The organism is Butyricimonas paravirosa, from assembly GCF_032878955.1.
GTDB classification, from domain to species: Bacteria; Bacteroidota; Bacteroidia; order Bacteroidales; family Marinifilaceae; genus Butyricimonas; species Butyricimonas paravirosa.
Map to the genome: position 1 here is coordinate 4,437,988 of NZ_CP043839.1, position 19,278 is coordinate 4,457,265.

Below are 19,278 nucleotides of genomic sequence, written 5' to 3' on the forward strand. Positions count from 1 at the left end.
TAAGGTTTATAAAGTCTCACTATGTTGGTAGAGATATAACTTTATAAACCTTACAAACTTTATGGACTTTATAAACTTATTCTTCTTTCTTTTCTTCTTCCGGTTCGTCGAAGTTCAGAAGGTTCTTGTCTAATAATAAGTTATACCATTGGATCATTTTCCGCATGTCTGAAACGTAAACGCGATCCGCATCATATTCCGGGATGACAGATTCTATATAATTCGTGATAACGGCGGATGATTCTTTGTGATTAATAGCCGGTTTACCCTCTTCTTTTTCATACATACGTTTGAACACGGTTTTCAGAGGCATGTCTTCATCTTCCGTGTAAATTGAAATATCTTCGAGGGCGATAATTTTAGCATTAGAATATGCAGGAAAGCGTTTCCCGTCAAGTAATGATTCTACAATCAAGGCGTTTGCGGTGTTATTGATTAATTTGAATAACCCGGGTTTTCCTGATATGGATAAAATTTCTTTCAACATATTGCTTTCTTTTTGTGTTTTGTTATTGGTGGGCAAAAGTACGAATCAATGTTTAAAAGTAAAAGCAATGAAATATTTATTTTTTTAATTTCAATCCACTCTACCCGACTAATTGATGCCCCGTTGTTTTTTGATTTTCTCGTAAGCCTCGTTGATGGCCATGAATTTTTTCTCGGCAGCCTTACGAATATCTTCTCCCATGTATCCGACTTTGTCCGGGTGGTTTTCGATAGCCATTTTCCGGTAAGCTTTTTTCACTTCCTCGTCGGTAGCGGAGGAACTGATGCCTAGAATGCTATAAGCAGAATCCAAATCGTCATAGTACATGGCTTTGATTGACTGGTATGTGGTTGAATCAATTCCCAGTAAATTAGCTATTTTATCCAGCAGGGAAATTTCGTGTTTACATACCGTTCCGTCGGCTTTGGCCAGTCCGAACAGGAAATATAATAATTGTGTACGGGAATAGACGTTCATGTTCATGCGGATCTGGGTACAAACTTGATCCACCTCGATGTCTTTGTTCAATAGGTCTTTGATAATCGTCAAGGCCTCTCGCTCTCCTTCCAGCCCGAAATTATCCCGGAAAAATTTTTTCACGTAGTCCAGTTCGTTGCGGGTCACTTTTCCGTCGGCTTTCATCAAGGCCGTTGCCAAGACGACAAGGCTCAGCAAAAAGTCACCTCTTCCCGTGGGGCGGGTACCCGGATCGTTCGCCGGGCCAGATGTTACAATTGTTGCCGTGTCGAATGTGGAACCGATGAAATAACCGAACAGGGCTCCGATGGGACCTCCCATGACAAAACCTAAACCTGCTCCTATCCATTTTCCGTATTTTGCCATATTATGCTTGTTTTGAATGAATATTGTTTAATTGATGAATGATGGAAAGGATTTGTTTTATTACCTTGTCATCATTATTGTTGTAAATTACGAAATTCGATTTCGATTGTTTTATTTCATCGGGCATTTGATTGTTGATACGTTCAATCACTTTCTCCCGGGTGGTAGCGTCTCTTGAGATCACCCGTTCCACGCGGGTTTCCAAGTCTGTCGAGATTAGAATAATGTAATCAAAAAGGTGTTCGAGTTTTGCTTCGAACAGAATGGCCGATTCGAAGAACAGAAACGGGCGTCGTTGTGCCGAACACCACGTCATGAAATCCCGTGTTACGGCAGGATGAACAATGCCATTTACTTTCTTGATCGCTTCCTTATCATTGAATATGATTGTTGCCAACCGTTTTTTATCCAGGTTCCCGTCGGGCTGGTAAATGTCTTTGCCAAATAGCTCGGTTAAATGTCTCTTGATTTCTTCATCCCGGTTGATTAGCTCGGATGCCTTGGAGTCACTAATATACACGGGGTACCCCAATGTCTTGATAATTTTGGCTATCGTGGATTTTCCACTTCCGATGCCTCCTGTCAAACCAATTTTTAACATGGAATTATTTTTTCTTTTCGATAAGATACTCGACGGTTTCCGGGGTGAATACCAAGTCTTTTATGTGACGGGGAGATCGCTCGATCTGGATTTTCAAGGATGCCGGGTTGTTCTTGATTTGGTTGTAATCCACGTAGAAAGAGAAACTGGTGTCGGAAACTACTTCATAGCGGCTTAATCCCACGTCAAACGTCACGTCAATGGAGTGAGGGAACAGGCGGATCAAAAGTGAGTCCGGGAGATTTTTAACGACGAGGGGTACTGTTTTTTTAGATTCCGTGAATCGTTCCACTTCGACCTTGACTTTCGCGTCATTTTCATTGATCTGGGTTCCGTAGATTTCCTCAAACGATACCGTTTTGGTCACGTCTTTCGAGAGGTTTTTTAAAGAGATCGGTTCCGTGTACACCGCTTTTAGCGTGTCAAGAATGGAGGCTGGTCCACTGATGTCCACGTAATCGGGGGTAACAGAAATATCGTTTTTCAGCATGTACTGCCGTTTTAATGTGTAATCGACCCGGGGAATTACCGGAACTCTTTTACTTTCGAACCGGGAGAACTGAAATGTGATACTTTCCGGTTTAATGGAGATTAGCTGGATGTCCGTGTTCAATTGTGAACTGATGCGATCTTTTATCTCTGACGTGTTCACCGTGTATTCCAACTGGTCTTTTTTGTCCAGTAATGAGTTCACGTTAAGCACGATCGGTAGAAAAGAGGTGCTGATGCTGTAACGCAGTAAGGCGAAACCGTGAGCCTTTATGGCCAACGTCATCTCTTTGGGTGGTTCGGAAACGAGTAGTTTCCCTTTAGGGAAATCCGTGTATTTTATCGGGTAGGTGATTTCCGTGGTATATTCTTTATTCAACGCGTTTAAAAACCATAGCACAGTTGCGATGATAACGCATATCCCGTAAGTGACTACATTACGTTTGATGTGTAATTCATGGGATGCACCGAAATAACTGAATATTTTACCGATAAGACCACGCATATAACGAAAAGTTTATAATGTTTGTAAAGTTTTTAAGGTTCATAAAGTTCGTCTTGTTACCTTGTGAACTTTATGAACCTTATGAACTTTATAAACTATTTGCTAGCCGGAACGTCCGTCATGTCTTTCACGATGGCTTCCTTGCTTACTTTTAATCTGGCTTGACTTTCTACCTCAATGATAACGGTAAAGTCGTTGATCTCGACAATTTTTCCGAAGATTCCCCCGGTTGTCATGACTTTGTCGCCTTTCTTCAATTCATCCCGGTATTTTTTCAATTCTTTTTGTCTTTTCATCTGGGGTCTGATCATGAAGAACCAGAATACAACGACAATAAGAATAAGGGGTAAGAATTGCATGAAAGCGTTACCTTGTGTAGCAGTTTGTTGTAATGTTAACATGAAAATTGTGTTCATAAATTTACTTTTTTATTTATTCTTGATATTTGCGATTATTTTTAGTTCAATCACTTTTTCCGGAACGTTTGCAAAGATATTAATTACTTTGTATTGTTTACCATATCTGCCCGAAGAGTTAAATTCAACCTCGATTTTTCCTTCTCCTCCCGGCGGGATCGGTTTTTTGTCATACTTGGGGGTAGTGCAGCCACAACTGGCCTCCACGTTTAGAATAACAAGACTTTTGGTCCCCGTGTTTTTGAAACGGAACGTGTGCGTGACGATTTCTCCTTCTTGCAGGTCGCCAAAGTTGAATGATTTTTGCGGGAATTCAATTTTGGCAATCGTGTTAGAATCATTCACGCTGGTCGAGGTATTTACTTCCTGTTCGTTTTGTTTTTTACTTTTGCTGTCACATGAGCAGGCGAGCATGATCCCTAAAAAGATGTAAAGTAGTCCCTTCAGCATATGTAATTAATTTGACAACGAAAATACGACATAATATTTAAAAAATAAGATGCCTCATAGAATAATTTTTATCCTTGATGTATTGCATGGTTTCAATGCCTATATCGAGATGTTGCCGGACGAAATTTTGCGTGACGATTTTGTCTGATTCAGACGTTTTTATGCCGTCGGAAATCATGGGCCTGTCTGATATTAGCAATAAGGCTCCCGTCGGTATACGATTGGCGAACCCGACGGTGAAAATCGTGGCGGTTTCCATATCCACGGCCAGCGCCCGTGTTTTTATCAAGTATTCTTTGAAATTCTCGTCGAATTCCCATACTCGTCGGTTGGTGGTGTACACCACTCCCGTGTAATATTGCCTGTCATGATTCGTGATTATTTTTGAACAGGCTTTCTGAACGCTGAAAGAAGGTAGGGAAGGGACTTCTTTCGGCATGTAGTCGTTGGATGTACCCTCGCCTTTAATGGCGGCAATGGGAAGGATGTAGTCCCCCTCGTGGTGTTTGGCTTTCAGTCCCCCGCATTTCCCGATAAATAGCACGGCTTCCGGTTCTATGGCGGAAAGCAAGTCCAGGACGGTGGCGGCGTTGGCGCTACCCATTCCGAAGTTAATCATGGTGATCCCGTCGTGCGAAACGTTGGGCATGTTTTTATTCTCGCCGATGATAGGAGCATTGTATTTTTCAGCGAACAAGTCCAGGTAGTAATCAAAGTTGGTCAGGATGATGTGTTTTGAAAAATCTTCCAAGGCCCGTCCCGTGTACCGGGGCAGCCAATCCTCCACTATATCTTTTTTTGTTTTCATGCTCATAATATGTCGGTTGGGAAATTTGAGAATGGAGTATCCCATTTCCTTTTTTTTCGTTATTTATCATTACTTTTGCAGCCTTAAAAGTAAGATATTATTGCCGAATGACAAAAAAAATAGCAATCGAAAATTCTCGTGAAATGGTAGAAAAGCTAAAAGAAATTAGGATTGAGGATTACACGTATGATTTGCCCGACGAACGGATTGCCAAGTTTCCACTGGAAAATCGGGAGGCGTCGAAGTTGTTGATTTATGATGAGGGTAGGATTGACGAGAGGCATTTTTACGAGGTACCGGAAATTCTTGATGCCGGGAAGATGTTGGTGTTTAACAACACGAAGGTGATCTATGCCCGGATTCTTTTTCAGAAGGTCACGGGAGCCGTGATCGAGGTTTTCTGTTTGGAACCCTACCAGCCTTCGGACTACGTGCAGAGCTTTGCCGCTTACGGGAAGTGCGAGTGGAAATGTATGATCGGAAATCTGAAGAAATGGAAAGAGGGAACGATTTTTTGTCATTACCGGTTTGAGGGGAAAGAGTATCAGTTGGCTGCGACACGGAAACTTCGAGAAGAGAATGATGTTATCGTGGAATTTACCTGGGATGCTCCGGCCAGTTTCAGTGACGTGCTGGAGTGTTGCGGACGAATCCCGATCCCGCCATACTTGAACCGGGAGTCGGAAGAGGATGACAAGATTCGCTATCAAACGGTGTATTCCAAGAACGAAGGATCGGTGGCAGCCCCGACGGCCGGGTTGCATTTCAGCATCCCCGTGTTGAAAGCCTTGCGGGAAAAAGGGATAACGATCGAGGAGCTGACCTTGCACGTGGGGGCCGGGACTTTCCGTCCCGTGAAAAGCGAGACGATCGGGGGACACGATATGCACACGGAACATATTTCCGTTCGACGGGAAGTCGTGGAGCATCTGTGTACTCACCCGGAAAATATAATTGCCGTGGGAACGACATCCGTCCGTACGCTGGAAAGCCTTTACTGGATGGGTGTGAAACGAATTTTGGGAGATGAGGATTTCAGTTCTCTGGGCCAGTGGGAGGCTTACGACTTGCCTTCCGGTTACTCGTTGAAAGAGTCTATGACTGCCTTGCTGGGGTGGTTCGATGAACGAGATGCCGAATTGTTGAAGGCTAAGACCACGATTATTATTGTTCCCGGCTATTCGTACCGTGTGATCACGGCGATGTTTACTAATTTCCATCAGCCTCAGAGTACGTTATTATTATTGGTTGCGGCGGCTATCGGGGAAGATTGGCACAAAGTGTATGATTACGCCTTGGCTCATGATTTTCGTTTTTTGAGTTATGGTGATAGTAGTTTGTTGAAAGTAAGAAAAGATAAAAAGTGATCGCGTGAAAAGTTTGAACTTACCTCCTTTCGAGTACAAGGTGAAAAAGCAGAACGGGCAGATCTGGATTTTCGATATGATCCGGAAAAGGTACGTCGTTTTGACCCCGGAAGAGTGGGTAAGGCAGCATTTCATTCATTTCCTGATCGAGAATAAAGGTTATCCTGCCCAGTTGATTGCTGTCGAGAAAGAGATTCAAGTGTGCGGTATGAAGAGGCGTTTCGATCTGGTATGTTATGACCGGCAGGCGAACCCTTACTTGATCGTGGAGTGTAAAGCGCCTTCCGTGGCGTTGTCGCAAGTCGTCTTCGATCAGGCATTCCAGTATAATTTGTCCATTGCAGCTCGTTTTATCGCGATAACGAACGGGTGTTTGCATTTTTGCGGGGAGATCTCCGATGATGGAAAATTTCAAATGTTAGCCGAAATTCCGAATTTTTGCGGGTAAACAGGATTTTTGTTTAAAAGAATTGAACATGTCCCCGGCATCGCCTAAGCGATGCCGATGGGAATGTAACATGTTCTTTCACATACAATTTGCAACCATAGAGGCGGACTCTGAATTTTTTAAGGCTACATTGATCCTTCTGTATCATTAAACCAACGTTTAATAAAATATCATTTCGCCAATCTCACAAATATTTTTTTTTTTGAATCTGAGTATCACAATTCAAGATTAAAAAAAATATTTGTTAGCATGGAGAAATGAATTTTATTAAACGTTCGTTTAATGATTCTTCTACAAAGGAATATTTGACGCCTGTACTTATCTTAAAACTGTATTTTTAGAATATGTGTTGGCATGTCCTAACATAAATCAATACTTTTATCGGGGCTTAGAATAGATAAAAGTTTGAAATTGCCTCTATGTTGACCTGTTGTTGGTTTGTCCCGTGCGGATGTGTACGATGTTTCTTTTACTAATCATCTGTTAAAATGGCGGCAATAATCGGGCGACTAGGCGGCGACAAGGCGGCAATGGCGCCTAATTGTCTGCCAATAATCACCCAATAGTCAGGTGATTTCCATGAAAAGCCCAATAAGAAGATGCACTCACGTTATATGAAACCGGAACGGGAGAGTATCCAAAAATGATTTTAGATATTCTCCCGTTCTAAGTATGCCGGAAATATTTTTACGATTATAGTTTCGTGTCTTCCTTGAAATAGTTGTCTAACAAGCGGAAGGCCGCGGCAAAAGAACTTTCCTCGTTATGTTGCACTTTTTCTTCAGCCTCTTTTATTTGTTCTTTCTGGCTCTGGTAGAAACGATTCCTTAGTTGTTCGTCAATGGTTTCGTACATCCAGTACTTGGCTTGTTCGCTGCGACGGATGTCGAAATATTTGCTTTGTTGGGTTTCGCTGCAATAGTGCAGTATGTTTTCCCATATTTCCTTGATCCCGGTTTTCTCGTAAGCAGAGCAGGTCATGACCTTCGGTTCCACGCCTGATTCATGAGGGGGAAAGAGATGAAGAGCATTTTGCAACTGAACTTTAGCAAGTTCGGCACGGGTGATGTTGTTACCGTCAGCCTTGTTAATGATGATGCTGTCGGCCATTTCCATGATGCCTCGCTTGATGCCTTGCAATTCATCCCCGGCTCCGGCAATTTGTACCAACAGGAAGAAATCGACCATGGAATGCACGGCGGTTTCACTTTGACCGACCCCGACGGTTTCAATCAAGGTGATGTCAAATCCGGCAGCCTCGCAGAGTAACATGGCCTCTCTCGTTTTGCGGGCTACGCCACCTAGCGAGCCAGCCGATGGGGAAGGGCGGATGTAGGCGTGTGGATCACAGGCTAACTCTTCCATACGGGTTTTGTCTCCAAGAATACTCCCTTTCGAGCGTTCACTACTCGGGTCGATGGCAAGCACGGCGATTTTATGTCCTTGTCCGGTGAGGAATTTCCCGAAAGCCTCGATAAAAGTACTTTTCCCGGCTCCGGGTACTCCCGTGATCCCGATACGGACGGATTTGCCCGTGTTCGGGAGACAACGGTTGATCACTTCCTGTGCCATGGCTTGGTGGTCAATGCGGGCGCTTTCCACAAGGGTAATGGCTTGGCTTAAAATGTTAATGTCCCCGCGAAGAATACCTGCCACGTACTCGTCTGCGGTAAGCGTCTTTTTCCTCAGATGCTTCAATCTTTCCGCGATTGCCGGGTTCACGGGATCCGGCTGTTCGATACCCTTGTTGACGGCTAGTCCTTCATAACAAGCTTCGTTTTCAGGATGTTCTATATTTTGTTGCATAGCGTTTTAAATTAATCTTCGACAAAGATAGGGTTAATGTGGGGAAGTTACAAGTGATGGGGTATATCTTCTTTTGGTGATAGCTCGCCAGAAAAGGAATAAATTTTTATGGGTTATGCAAAAAAAAATGAAATTTGAATAGTATGAAAGGCTATTTTTTGTGTTATAAAGATGAAAATGTAAATATTAATGAATAAAGCAGAATGGAATGAAACTTAAAATTTATGCTTATGAAGGAAATACAGATTCTTTTGAAAAAAATGTTGTTATTATTTGTAACGACGAGTTTTGCTATTCCTCTTTGTGCGCAAGAGGAGGAAGTAATTCCGATTTATACCATTGGAATTGAATTTCGAGATAGAGGTGGGGGTAAAATTTATTCTACGGTTGATTTTGATGCAAAAAGTAGTAATGAAAGTGTTTGTTGGGTTAGGAGAGGAGATCACCATCATGCAACATACGGGGTAGGTTGGATTGAGGTTGTTGTTGTTGGGGATGGAAGTGCTACAATAACGATAACGGGGAGATATGATGGCTGCGTAGGGATTGGAACTGTGTTTATCACTTACCCGGAACCGGAATCGGGGATAAAAACGACTGTTCGTATAAGAATAGATCAATCTCCGTCAAGAAGCTTATTTGTGTTTAATAAATTAAATTTTGTTTGTCCTTATGACTGGACTTGTATAAAAAGCGATGTTATACAATTTGCAGGGAGTTAGATAACCGAATAATAATTCCATTTTGTTTTGTTCTATGGATAGTTATAAGATTTTATTGATTGCTCGTTACGAGGGAAAATTACTTTGTCGTAATTTTGTATTTCTATTATTGTGTGGCTTTATGTTGTTGGGGATTGTCGTGTTTCATGTCTTTCTCCAGAGTGATTGGCGGGTATTTGAGTACTCGGTGAATTTACCTTCCGGGATGCCATACGCTAATGCTTATCTTTGGGGGATCATGCAGTCGTTTCTTGTGATTTTTGTTGTGGGAGATTTTGTTTATCGGGATAACATTGAAAAGACAAATGATGTGTTTCTGGCACGGGATTTCAGTAATTTGGAATATTTGACAGGAAAGCTTGTTGGGGTGGTGGTCGTATTTTTGGTATTGAATGTTATTTCCATGTTTATTTGTATGCTCGTTCATTTATTTGCGAGTAGCTTTAGATTTAATGTCGGACTTTACCTTTTCTATTTGTTGACAGTTTCTTTGCCAGCCTTGTTATTCATGTCCGGTTTGGTTTTCATGATAAAAATATGGATAAAATTCCGTTTTTTTGCTTTAACGGGACTGGTGATGTTCTTGTTTCTTTCCCTTTTTGTCTTTTCAACAAAAACCTTGGGAATATTTGATTTCATGGCATCCCGGGTCCCTCATATATTTTCTTCGATGGTGGGACATCCGGCTATGGGGAGTTATTTGTTGCACCGGTTGGTGTTCGTGTTGGTTGGGGTGGGATGTTTCGTGATTTCCGTGTATGGATTCAAACGTCTCCCTAATAATACAGGACGGTCGAGAAGGTTGGGTGTAGTTGGGGTGGTGTTCGTGCTGTTGGGATTCCTGACTGGTTGGTTATATTGGTTACCACATCAAGTGGCGCGAGAGACAAGGAACGATTGGGTCACTATCCAGAAAAAGTACGATGCATATCCTAAAGTAAAGATTGAGCAGCATGAAATCAAGTATGATATTCGTGGTGAAAAGATATTAGCTCGTAGCGTGATTTCTGTCCGAAATAGTAATTTATTCCGGGTGGATTCTGTGATTTTTTATTTGAATCCTTCTTTGGAAGTGACAGGAGTCACAGCCGGAAGCCATAACGTGAATTTCACGAGGAATCAGCAGATTGTGGTGATTGAAAAATCGCTACACCCGGATGAACGGTGTGAGCTGGACCTTTCTTATTCGGGAGCGATTGATCCGCGGATTTGTTATTTGGATATATCTCCGGAGCGATACGATGAGCAGGAACAGGATGAGCTTTTCGCTTGTTACGGGAAAAGATTTGTTTTCACGGGAAAAGATTTCACGTTATTAACCCCGGAAGCTTTATGGTATCCTGTGAGTAAATCCGTGACTGAGTTAATGAATCCTTACGTGAACACTTCTGAATACACGGATTACACGCTTACGGTTGTGCCCGCTCAAGGCAATACGGTTGTATCGCAAGGTAAGTTGACGGTCTCGGGAGATACAAGCTATTTCACTAATAGCCGTAAGTTACAGGGAATTACCTTGATTTCCGGTCAGTTTTATCGAGACTCGTTTCGACTTGCGGGCAATCCTTTGCTTTTCGAGTTTTATGGAACGAAAAAATCGATGTTGGGGAGTGCTTGGGGGGACTATCCACAAGCTCTGGAATCGAGTTTGAAGCGTACATTTACCGCGCTTCAGTGGATGAGTCCCGGGGGAAAGTACCCGTTTGATAAGTTGACTTTCGTGGAAGTGCCTGTTTCTTTTTATGCCTTCGAGCGTTCTTGGAAAGAGAAGAATGATTATGTTCATCCAGAAATGCAGTTTTACAGGGAATGGAGGGGTGTTGTCCCTTCTGAATTTCGACGAAGGATGAAAAAAGTAAAAACCAAAGAAGAAAGGTCCGCGGAATGGTTTCAGAAATATATCTTAGGCGAAGAATACGCGCGTAGGGTGCAAAAACATGATGTCCCGGAATTGTCTGTTAAAGAAGTATTATTTAATCGTAAACAGGAACGGAGTCGGAGGAGGAGTGAAAATTTATTTGGTGCTTGGCCGAAGAATAAATATAGTATAGGACCGCTTTTGATGGCGTGTGGCACGTTGATCGTGTCCGATGAAATCCCCGTTATCCACCGGATGATGACGATCGTGCAAAGGCAGGCAGAGATGAGGGAAATGGCCTTGCCGGATAAATTATCTTATCATTGGGAAGGTGTGAAGTTTCTTATGCATCATAGTTTATGGGATGCTTTACATGCGGATAGTGCTGGTTCTTGCATGGAGAGTGTTATTTACTTGAAAGCATTGCAACTTCAACGTTATATTTTGACTCAAGTGGCGTGGGCGGATTTTTCGGTCTTCATGGATGACTTTTTGAAAGAACATCCTTTTCAAGAAGTGAGTTTGGATTATTTTCTGGATGCATTTCAGGCAAAGTTTGATTGGGATTTAAGGGAATATATCCCTCAATGGTTGCATGAACGTGGCGTGCCGAAGCTACTTGTACGAAATTTTCATACGCGAAGAATCCAGACGGAGAATTCAGAGAAACGATTTGTACATTTTAAAGTATGGAACCCCACGGGAGTGGATGCGATTGTTTCTTTAGAGGCGTGGGAGAGCGCGAGGAAGAAAATAATAGATCAACATTACTTGATTGAAGCAGGCTGTGCCAGGGAAGTGAATTATTATCTGATGCAACCAAGTTCTGATTTCCTGAGAGTACGGTTAAATACTAATTTGTCTCAGAATTTACCGGGTGAATACGAAAATGCAATGGAATCCTGTAATTTGTCAAGGTTGGATGCAGGTCGTTTTGATTGTGACACGTCGTTATTCTATCCTTCTGAAAATGAAATCATCGTGGATGATGAGGACGAAGGATTCAAGGTTATAAAAAGAGAAAGTTTCTTTTTTACCCGTAAGCGGGAAGGTTATCAAAGACACATTTTTAGTCCAACCTCGTGGAGCCCTGTTTTTAATGATGATATAAATAGTTATGGCGAATTTGTCCGGGGGTTCCATTGTAAAGGTGCCGGGGGAAAGCAGGCGGACGTGGAGTGGAATGCTCGAATTCCTAGGAATGGAACGTATGAAATGTATATTTACATGGGAATGTTTTTGAATGATTGGGTGCAGCCGCTTCATCGTTATACTTTTTGTCATGATGGTTTGGAAGAGAGTATTATATTGTATATTAATGGTTTGAGTGCTGGGGTGAAAAGTGTTATTCGTTATGCAGGTAAAGAGCCTATTGAATTTTGGACGACTCCTTTCACTTCTCGCGGAGGATGGGTGGCGGCCGGAACATTTCAATTAGCAGAGGGGAACGTGAAGTTAGTGCTGCATGATGATGGCCTGAAAAATAATGAGGTCTTGATGGCCGATGCGGTGAAATGGGTGCGGATTGAATAGGGATAAAAAAACCACTTGTGAAAACAAGTGGTTTTTTCATAAACTATGCTGTTTTTATTTTTTCGCGTGCATGATAGCAGCCTGCGCGGCAGCCAAACGTGCGATGGGTACACGGAACGGTGAACATGAAACGTAGTCCATGCCCACTTTGTCACAGAAGATCACGGAAGAGGGTTCTCCACCATGTTCTCCACAGATTCCGAGTTTCAACTTGCTGTTGGCTGAACGTCCTTTTTGGGCTCCCATTTGAACTAATTGTCCCACGCCTTCTTGATCCAATACGGCGAACGGATCGGTTTTCAAGATACCTTTCTTGATATATTCCGGTAAGAATTTACCAGCGTCATCGCGAGAATATCCGAAAGTCATCTGGGTTAAGTCGTTCGTACCGAAAGAGAAGAATTCTGCAACTTCTGCAATCTGGTCTGCGGTTAACGCGGCACGAGGAATTTCGATCATGGTTCCTACCATGTAATCTACTTTTACGCCCTTTTCTGCAAATACCACGTCAGCAGTGCAACGGATGATGTTCGCTTGTTGTCTTAATTCTTTCACAGTACCTACCAACGGAACCATAATTTCCGGCTTCGGGTTAAAGCCTTTCAGCTTCAAGTTACAAGCAGCTTCAATGATTGCACGGGCTTGCATTTCTGTGATTTCCGGGTAAGTGATTCCTAAACGGCAACCGCGGTGACCTAACATCGGGTTGAATTCGTGTAACGCATCCACTTTTTCTTTGACAACTTCTACTGAAATACCCATTTTTTCAGCCATATATTTTTGAGATTCCGGCTCGTTCGGGGTAAATTCATGTAATGGCGGGTCTAACAAACGGATGGTAACTCCGAATCCGTCCATAGCCTCAAGGATTCCCTCGAAGTCACTTCTTTGCATCGGGAGGATTTTTGACAAAGCGATACGGCGTTGTTCAACGGTATCAGACAGGATCATTTCACGCATGGCGTCGATACGGTCGCCTTCGAAGAACATGTGCTCCGTGCGGCAAAGACCAACACCCTTGGCTCCGAAATCACGTGCTACTTTGGCATCACGAGGTGTGTCTGCATTGGTTCTCACGTACATGCGAGTATGTTTCTCGGCCAAATCCATGATAGTTCTGAAGTCATGGTCCAGTGACGCCTCGGTGGTGGCTACTTTACCCAAGTAAACTTCTCCGGTAGAACCGTTCAAAGAAATCCAGTCGCCTTCATTGATGGTAACACCTTTCACGGTAAAGGTACGTTTGTGGTAATCAACAACGATTTCTCCGGCTCCGGAAACACAGCATTTACCCATACCGCGGGCAACAACAGCTGCGTGAGAGGTCATACCCCCGCGTGCGGTGAGGATACCTTCGGAAACGTTCATTCCGCGTAAATCTTCGGGAGAAGTTTCCAAACGAACTAATACTACTTGCTCGCCTCTGTTTTTCCATTCTTCCGCCTCGTCAGCAAAGAACACGACACGTCCGCAAGCGGCTCCCGGGGATGCCGGTAAACCTTTGGTTAATACTTTTGCTTTGGATTGTGATTCTTTGTCGAATACCGGGTGAAGTAATTCATCCAGTTTTGCTGCTTCAAGGCGAAGAATTGCTGTTTCTTCATTGATCATGCCTTGTTCGAGCATGTCAACCGCCATTTTTACCATAGCCGTACCGGTACGTTTTCCGTTACGGGTTTGCAACATCCATAATTTACCGTCTTGGATGGTAAATTCAAGGTCTTGCATGTCGTGGAAATAGTCTTCCAATTTTTGTTGAACGGCATTTAATTCTGCGTAGGCGGCTGGCATGGATTCTTCCAGTGAAGGATATTTAGCGGCACGCTCTTCTTCTGAAATATTCTGCATTTTAGCCCAGCGGCGAGATCCCTCGATGGTAATCTCCTGCGGGGTACGGATTCCGGCAACAACATCCTCTCCTTGCGCATTGATCAGGTACTCTCCGTTGAAAATATCTTCACCGGTAGCGGCATCACGCGTGAAAGCAACTCCGGTCGCAGAATTGTTACCCATGTTTCCGTAAACCATAGCTTGAACATTCACCGCTGTTCCCCATTCTTCCGGGATTTGATTCAACTGGCGGTACAGAACGGCGCGCTCCGTCATCCATGAATCGAACACGGCGCAGATGGCTCCCCATAATTGCTCCCACGGGCAGGTCGGGAAATCTTTACCGGTTTTGGTTTTAACGACAATTTTGAAACGACGAACAAGTTCTTGCAGGTCTTCAGCCGAGAATTCTGTGTCGTTAGAAATATTTTTTTCTGCTTTTAATTTGTCGATTTCAACTTCGAACGGGTTGTGTTCGCCTTTTCCGGCTGCAACGCCCATCACGACATCTCCATACATTTGTACGAAACGACGATATGAATCCCATGCAAATCTGGCGTTACCTGATTTTTCGGCCACGATTTTAACGGCATCATCATTCATTCCCAAGTTTAACACTGTGTCCATCATACCCGGCATGGACACCCTGGCTCCGGAACGTACGGAAACTAAAAGAGGGAAGGCCTCTCCTTTTGATCCGAATTTGGCATTCATTAACTTTTCTGTAGCTGCAATGCCAGCTTTAACGTCATTCTCAATTAGTTTTACGACAGCGTCTTTTCCTTCTTGATTATAAAGGGTACAAACTTCTGTTGTAATAGTAAAACCAGCAGGAACAGGAACTCCGATGAGATTCATTTCGGCAAGATTGGCGCCTTTACCGCCTAGCAGGTTTTTCATGTCTGCTTTTCCTTCTGCTTTTCCGTCACCAAAGGTGTAAACGTACTTCGTACTCATAATTCTGTTAGATTTTTGCGTTTACCTCCTGACATTCAGGAGTGATTGTTTATAGATCATTCTTTTCTCAAAATTTCATCTTAGGGATGCAAAGATAATTTTTTTTCTTGAATATATAAATAGGGAAAAATAGTTAAAATCTACGCAAACGTATGAAATAGGTAACTTTCCGGTAAAAATGAGGGTAGTCATAAAAAATTAGTGATCTTTGTTAAATTCTAAACAGATAAATATTTATTTTTGCGACCTGTTAATATTTTGTTCCAGATGAAATTTAAACCCGGTAAAAAACGATATAATGACTATCCGACTTTTTTTAAAACTCTTTTCGAGGAAAGAGTACAAAAGTTGTCGATAGATGGAGGATTCACTTGTCCTAACCGGGATGGGAGTAAGGGTGTGGGGGGATGTTCGTTTTGTAATAACGAGAGTTTTAACCCCGATTATTGTCGAGCGGTGCGGGGAATTACGGAACAGATCGATGAAGGCATCCGTTTCTTTGCCCGGAAGTATAAGGGACAACGATATTTGGCTTATTTTCAGGCGTATTCGAACACGTATGCGCCATTAGACGTGTTGAAGTTACGTTATGAAGAGGCTTTGGCTCATCCGATGATTTCGGGATTGGTGGTCGGGACGCGACCGGATGTCGTGAGCAAGGAAATTCTGGATTATCTGGAAGAGTTGGCTCAACGATATTATGTTTGCGTGGAATACGGGGTGGAGTCCGTGAATGATACTGTTTTACGTCAGGTAAGCCGGGGACATGATTTTGCCGTTGCAGAACAGGCTATCCGTGCAACAGCGGGACGTGGAATAACGATTGGTGCGCATTTGATTTTCGGGTTACCGGGGGAAAGTCGTGAATCTATGTTGGAGGGGGCTATTCGTTTGTGTGAATTGCCAATTCAAGTATTAAAACTTCACCAGTTGCAAATCGTGAAAGGGACTCGATTGGCGGAACAATACTTGGAAAATCCGGCACTCTTTCGTCTTTACACGTTGGATGAGTATTTGGATTTTGTCGTGGAAGTTATCGAACGTATCCGGCCCGATGTTTATTTGGAGCGTTTCGTGAATCAATCACCTCCCGAATATTTAATCGCTCCACAATGGGGAATTAAAAATTTCGAGTTCACGGCAAAATTGGATAAACGTTTGGAGGAATTGGATACGTGGCAGGGAAGGTTGAAGGATAAAAGTTAAAGGTTAAAAACTAAAAGTTTAAATGAAGTTTATGGTTTCGGGTAATGTAGAATTTGAAATTTAGAATTTAGAATGAAAGGACTACCCCCACCGGCTCCCCCTTGCACAGGGGGAGAGACGGACGCAAGAAGGTGTTTCAATGTAGCAATGCAGCGAGTCCTCCCCCTGTGTAAGGGGGAGTTAGAGGGGGTAGTTGGAAAGGTAAAATCTAAAATCATAAAATCAAAAATTAATTAATACATGGTAGGACAGGAGAAAGTATATGAAACGTTGGCAGCTCTGGGGATAGAGTTTGAATATACGGAACATCCGGCTGCACCGACGATCGAGATTGCCAGACAATATTGGAAAAATCTGGATAGTACACATTGCAAGAACTTGTTTTTCAGAAATCACAAGGGGAATCGTCATTATTTGGTAATTCTTCAATGTGATCATGATATGGCTATCCATGATATGGAAAAAATGTTGAAGCAGGGTAAGTTAAGTTTTGCCTCTGAAGCTCGAATGGAAAAATACCTGGGATTGCATCCCGGATCTGTAAGTCCTTTCGGCTTGCTGAATGACGTGGAACACCACGTGTACGTGTTCTTGGATAAACATCTGCAAGAAGCGAAAAGATTATCATTCCACCCGAATGACAATCACGCCTCGTTAGCCATAAAAACGGAAGATTTCATCCGTTATATGGATTACGTGGGAAATGCTTACGAGTGGATCGAACTATATTAATAAAGAGAGAAATAATTTTCAATTTTTAACTTTCAATTTTCAATTAACATGATCAGTGTAGCCCAGGCAGTGGAAGGAATCGTGAAGCACAAGCCTTATTTGTCGGAATCTTTGGCGGCAGGGATTATCAATATCTCGGCTTTGGCCCGACAGATACAGGAAGAAGTGGAGAAATTATTGGGGAAGCCGGTAAATGCAGGTGCAATCGTGATGGCGTTGAATCGGTTGGCTCCTTATTTACAAGTGCGGGAACAGGTACAATTAAACAAGTTGCTGAATAACATGGGGGATATTATCCTGAGGAGTAACTTGTGTGATTACACGTTTAAAAATTCGAATACTCTGATGGATTGCCATATCCGGGTGCTGAAATCCATTGCACGAAGAGATGAGGTCTTCTACACGATGGTGCAGGGGGTTTTCGAGACCAACCTTGTCGTGAGTGAAATCATGGAAGGGATGGTGGATGAACATTTCAAGGAGGAACAGTGTATTTTCAAAAAGAATGGTTTGTCGTCCGTTACGTTGAAGCTCCCTAAAGGAAATATATTGCAACCCGGTTTCTATTATTGCATAATGAAGGAGTTATCTTGGGAGGGGATCAACTTGACGGAGGTTATTTCTTCCACCAACGAGTTTACCGTTGTGGTAGATAATTCGTTAATAGACAAAACGTTTGTGGTGTTGAAGAACATCAGTCGGAAATAGTAAAAAGAAGAGTGTCGCAAAATTGAAAAGTGAAAATGTATGTTTTCGGGTAAAATTATTAATTTTGCGGGGAATGAATTAATTAAGAGTTATAATAGCGAATTTTGAAGATTAGATGCGAGTGCATTGTAATTTCAATTTTCGAATTTCAATTGATAAATTATGTTTGAGAATCTATCGGAGAGGTTAGAAAAATCGTTTAAGATTTTAAAAGGACAGGGAAAGATCACCGAGATCAACGTGGCCGAAACGCTTAAAGAGGTGAGACGTTCATTGTTGGATGCCGACGTAAACTATAAGATCGCGAAAGAGTTTACCAACACGGTAAAAGAAAAGGCATTGGGAATGAACGTGCTGACTGCCGTGAAACCGGGGCAGATGATGGTGAAGATTGTTCACGATGAATTGATCCAGTTGATGGGAGGGACCCATGTCGATATTAATATAAAAGGTAATCCGGCTGTTATCTTGATGTCGGGTCTGCAAGGTTCCGGTAAAACAACATTTTCTGGTAAACTGGCTAATTTACTGAAGACAAAGCGGGGAAAACATCCTTTGTTAGTAGCTTGTGACGTTTACCGTCCGGCAGCTATCGAGCAGTTAAAAGTGCTTGGTGAGCAGATCGGGGTACCCGTGTATAGCGAGGAAGGAAACAATGATCCTGTGAAAATTGCCTTGAATGCCGTGAAAGAGGCCCGGGCTACAGGTAAAGATGTCGTGATTGTCGATACTGCGGGACGTTTGGCTATTGACGAGCAGATGATGAATGAAATTGCTGCCATCAAGAAAGCAATCGATCCGGAAGAGACCCTTTTCGTGGTGGATGCCATGACCGGACAGGATGCCGTGAACACGGCGAAGGAATTTAACGATCGTCTGAACTTTGATGGTGTGATCCTGACCAAGCTGGATGGTGATACTCGTGGTGGAGCGGCATTGTCTATTCGTACCGTGGTGAGTAAGCCGATTAAATTTGTCGGTACGGGTGAAAAACTGGAGGCTCTTGATGTGTTCCATCCCGAACGTATGGCTGACCGTATCTTGGGTATGGGTGATATTGTTTCTTTGGTTGAAAAAGCTCAGGAGCAATTTGACGCGGAGGAGGCGAAGAAGTTACAGAAAAAGATCGCCAAGAATCAGTTTAATTTTAATGACTTCTTGAGCCAGATTCAGCAGATCAAGAAGATGGGTAACATAAAAGATCTGGCATCCATGATCCCGGGTGTGGGTAAAGCATTGAAAGATGTGGATATTGATGATGATGCGTTTAAAGGAGTTGAGGCTATCATTTACTCGATGACCCCGGAAGAGCGGGAGAATCCGGAACTAATCAACGGTTCTCGTCGTAAACGTATTGCATCCGGTAGCGGTACCACTATTCAAGATGTAAATCGCTTGTTGAAACAGTTCGATGAATCCAAAAAGATGATGCGAATGTTATCCAAGGGCGGTAAGATGATGGGGAATGCCCCTATGAAGAGACGCTAAAGATTTTAGATTTTAAATTTTAGA

At 42.8% G+C, this 19,278-nt stretch carries 17 protein-coding genes; 8 read left to right on the forward strand and 9 right to left on the reverse strand.

The features are described from left to right. Window positions 1-76: 76 nt before the first annotated feature. From F1644_RS17945 to F1644_RS17975, 7 genes are all read right to left on the reverse strand, one after another. Window positions 77-487 carry a DUF5606 family protein gene (locus tag F1644_RS17945; RefSeq protein ID WP_087421053.1) on the reverse strand — a complete coding sequence of 137 codons (411 nt, stop codon included), beginning with the start codon at window positions 485-487 and terminating at the stop codon, window positions 77-79. 108 nt (window positions 488-595) lie between these two features. Continuing rightward, on the reverse strand, window positions 596-1,330 hold the full coding sequence (locus F1644_RS17950; RefSeq protein ID WP_087421054.1) for a TerB family tellurite resistance protein: 735 nt from the start codon (window positions 1,328-1,330) through the stop codon (window positions 596-598). A gap of 1 nt (window position 1,331) precedes the next feature. After that, entirely contained in the window at window positions 1,332-1,931 is a 600-nt protein-coding gene (gene coaE, locus F1644_RS17955) for a dephospho-CoA kinase (protein ID WP_118304357.1), read from the reverse strand. A 4-nt stretch (window positions 1,932-1,935) separates the two neighbouring features. Beyond that, on the reverse strand, window positions 1,936-2,925 hold the full coding sequence (locus F1644_RS17960) for a CdaR family protein (protein WP_118304356.1): 990 nt from the start codon (window positions 2,923-2,925) through the stop codon (window positions 1,936-1,938). Between the two features lie 95 nt (window positions 2,926-3,020). Beyond that, window positions 3,021-3,341 carry a preprotein translocase subunit YajC gene (gene yajC, locus F1644_RS17965; protein ID WP_027202744.1) on the reverse strand — a complete coding sequence of 107 codons (321 nt, stop codon included), beginning with the start codon at window positions 3,339-3,341 and terminating at the stop codon, window positions 3,021-3,023. A 12-nt stretch (window positions 3,342-3,353) separates the two neighbouring features. Then, on the reverse strand, window positions 3,354-3,791 hold the full coding sequence (locus tag F1644_RS17970) for a DUF1573 domain-containing protein (protein ID WP_118304355.1): 438 nt from the start codon (window positions 3,789-3,791) through the stop codon (window positions 3,354-3,356). 37 nt (window positions 3,792-3,828) lie between these two features. Further along, on the reverse strand, window positions 3,829-4,599 hold the full coding sequence (locus F1644_RS17975) for an AMP nucleosidase (RefSeq protein WP_087421311.1): 771 nt from the start codon (window positions 4,597-4,599) through the stop codon (window positions 3,829-3,831). Between the two features lie 143 nt (window positions 4,600-4,742). Between F1644_RS17975 and F1644_RS17980 the strand changes: the two genes are divergently transcribed. Next, window positions 4,743-5,966 carry an S-adenosylmethionine:tRNA ribosyltransferase-isomerase gene (locus F1644_RS17980; protein ID WP_168044148.1) on the forward strand — a complete coding sequence of 408 codons (1,224 nt, stop codon included), beginning with the start codon at window positions 4,743-4,745 and terminating at the stop codon, window positions 5,964-5,966. A gap of 4 nt (window positions 5,967-5,970) precedes the next feature. Next, window positions 5,971-6,414 carry a type I restriction enzyme HsdR N-terminal domain-containing protein gene (locus tag F1644_RS17985; protein WP_118304353.1) on the forward strand — a complete coding sequence of 148 codons (444 nt, stop codon included), beginning with the start codon at window positions 5,971-5,973 and terminating at the stop codon, window positions 6,412-6,414. 693 nt (window positions 6,415-7,107) lie between these two features. Here the strand turns inward: F1644_RS17985 and meaB are convergent. Further along, window positions 7,108-8,220, reverse strand: coding sequence for a methylmalonyl Co-A mutase-associated GTPase MeaB (meaB, locus tag F1644_RS17990; RefSeq protein ID WP_209279490.1), 1,113 nt, complete (start codon window positions 8,218-8,220; stop codon window positions 7,108-7,110). A gap of 230 nt (window positions 8,221-8,450) precedes the next feature. On the opposite strand from meaB, the gene F1644_RS17995 reads away from it, so the two are divergent. Both F1644_RS17995 and F1644_RS18000 read left to right on the forward strand, forming a co-directional pair. Beyond that, complete coding sequence (locus F1644_RS17995; protein WP_118304352.1) at window positions 8,451-8,942, forward strand: hypothetical protein; 492 nt, start codon at window positions 8,451-8,453, stop codon at window positions 8,940-8,942. Window positions 8,943-8,976: 34 nt separating this feature from the next. Then, the gene (locus F1644_RS18000) at window positions 8,977-12,333 is read left to right on the forward strand and encodes an efflux RND transporter permease subunit (RefSeq protein WP_118304351.1); all 3,357 of its coding nucleotides are present in this window, start codon (window positions 8,977-8,979) and stop codon (window positions 12,331-12,333) included. A 54-nt stretch (window positions 12,334-12,387) separates the two neighbouring features. Here the strand turns inward: F1644_RS18000 and ppdK are convergent, their stop codons facing one another. Then, window positions 12,388-15,120, reverse strand: coding sequence for a pyruvate, phosphate dikinase (gene ppdK / locus F1644_RS18005; RefSeq protein ID WP_118304350.1), 2,733 nt, complete (start codon window positions 15,118-15,120; stop codon window positions 12,388-12,390). A gap of 267 nt (window positions 15,121-15,387) precedes the next feature. On the opposite strand from ppdK, the gene F1644_RS18010 reads away from it, so the two are divergent. From F1644_RS18010 to ffh, 4 genes are all read left to right on the forward strand, one after another. After that, on the forward strand, window positions 15,388-16,326 hold the full coding sequence (locus F1644_RS18010) for a TIGR01212 family radical SAM protein (RefSeq protein ID WP_118304349.1): 939 nt from the start codon (window positions 15,388-15,390) through the stop codon (window positions 16,324-16,326). Window positions 16,327-16,566: 240 nt separating this feature from the next. Continuing rightward, the gene (locus F1644_RS18015; protein ID WP_087421068.1) at window positions 16,567-17,058 is read left to right on the forward strand and encodes a prolyl-tRNA synthetase associated domain-containing protein; all 492 of its coding nucleotides are present in this window, start codon (window positions 16,567-16,569) and stop codon (window positions 17,056-17,058) included. A gap of 48 nt (window positions 17,059-17,106) precedes the next feature. Continuing rightward, window positions 17,107-17,766: an aspartate kinase gene (locus F1644_RS18020; RefSeq protein WP_087421069.1), complete on the forward strand. Its 660-nt coding sequence runs from the start codon at window positions 17,107-17,109 to the stop codon at window positions 17,764-17,766. Window positions 17,767-17,928: 162 nt separating this feature from the next. Continuing rightward, complete coding sequence (ffh, locus tag F1644_RS18025; RefSeq protein ID WP_087421070.1) at window positions 17,929-19,254, forward strand: signal recognition particle protein; 1,326 nt, start codon at window positions 17,929-17,931, stop codon at window positions 19,252-19,254. The last annotated feature ends 24 nt before the right edge of the window (window positions 19,255-19,278 follow it).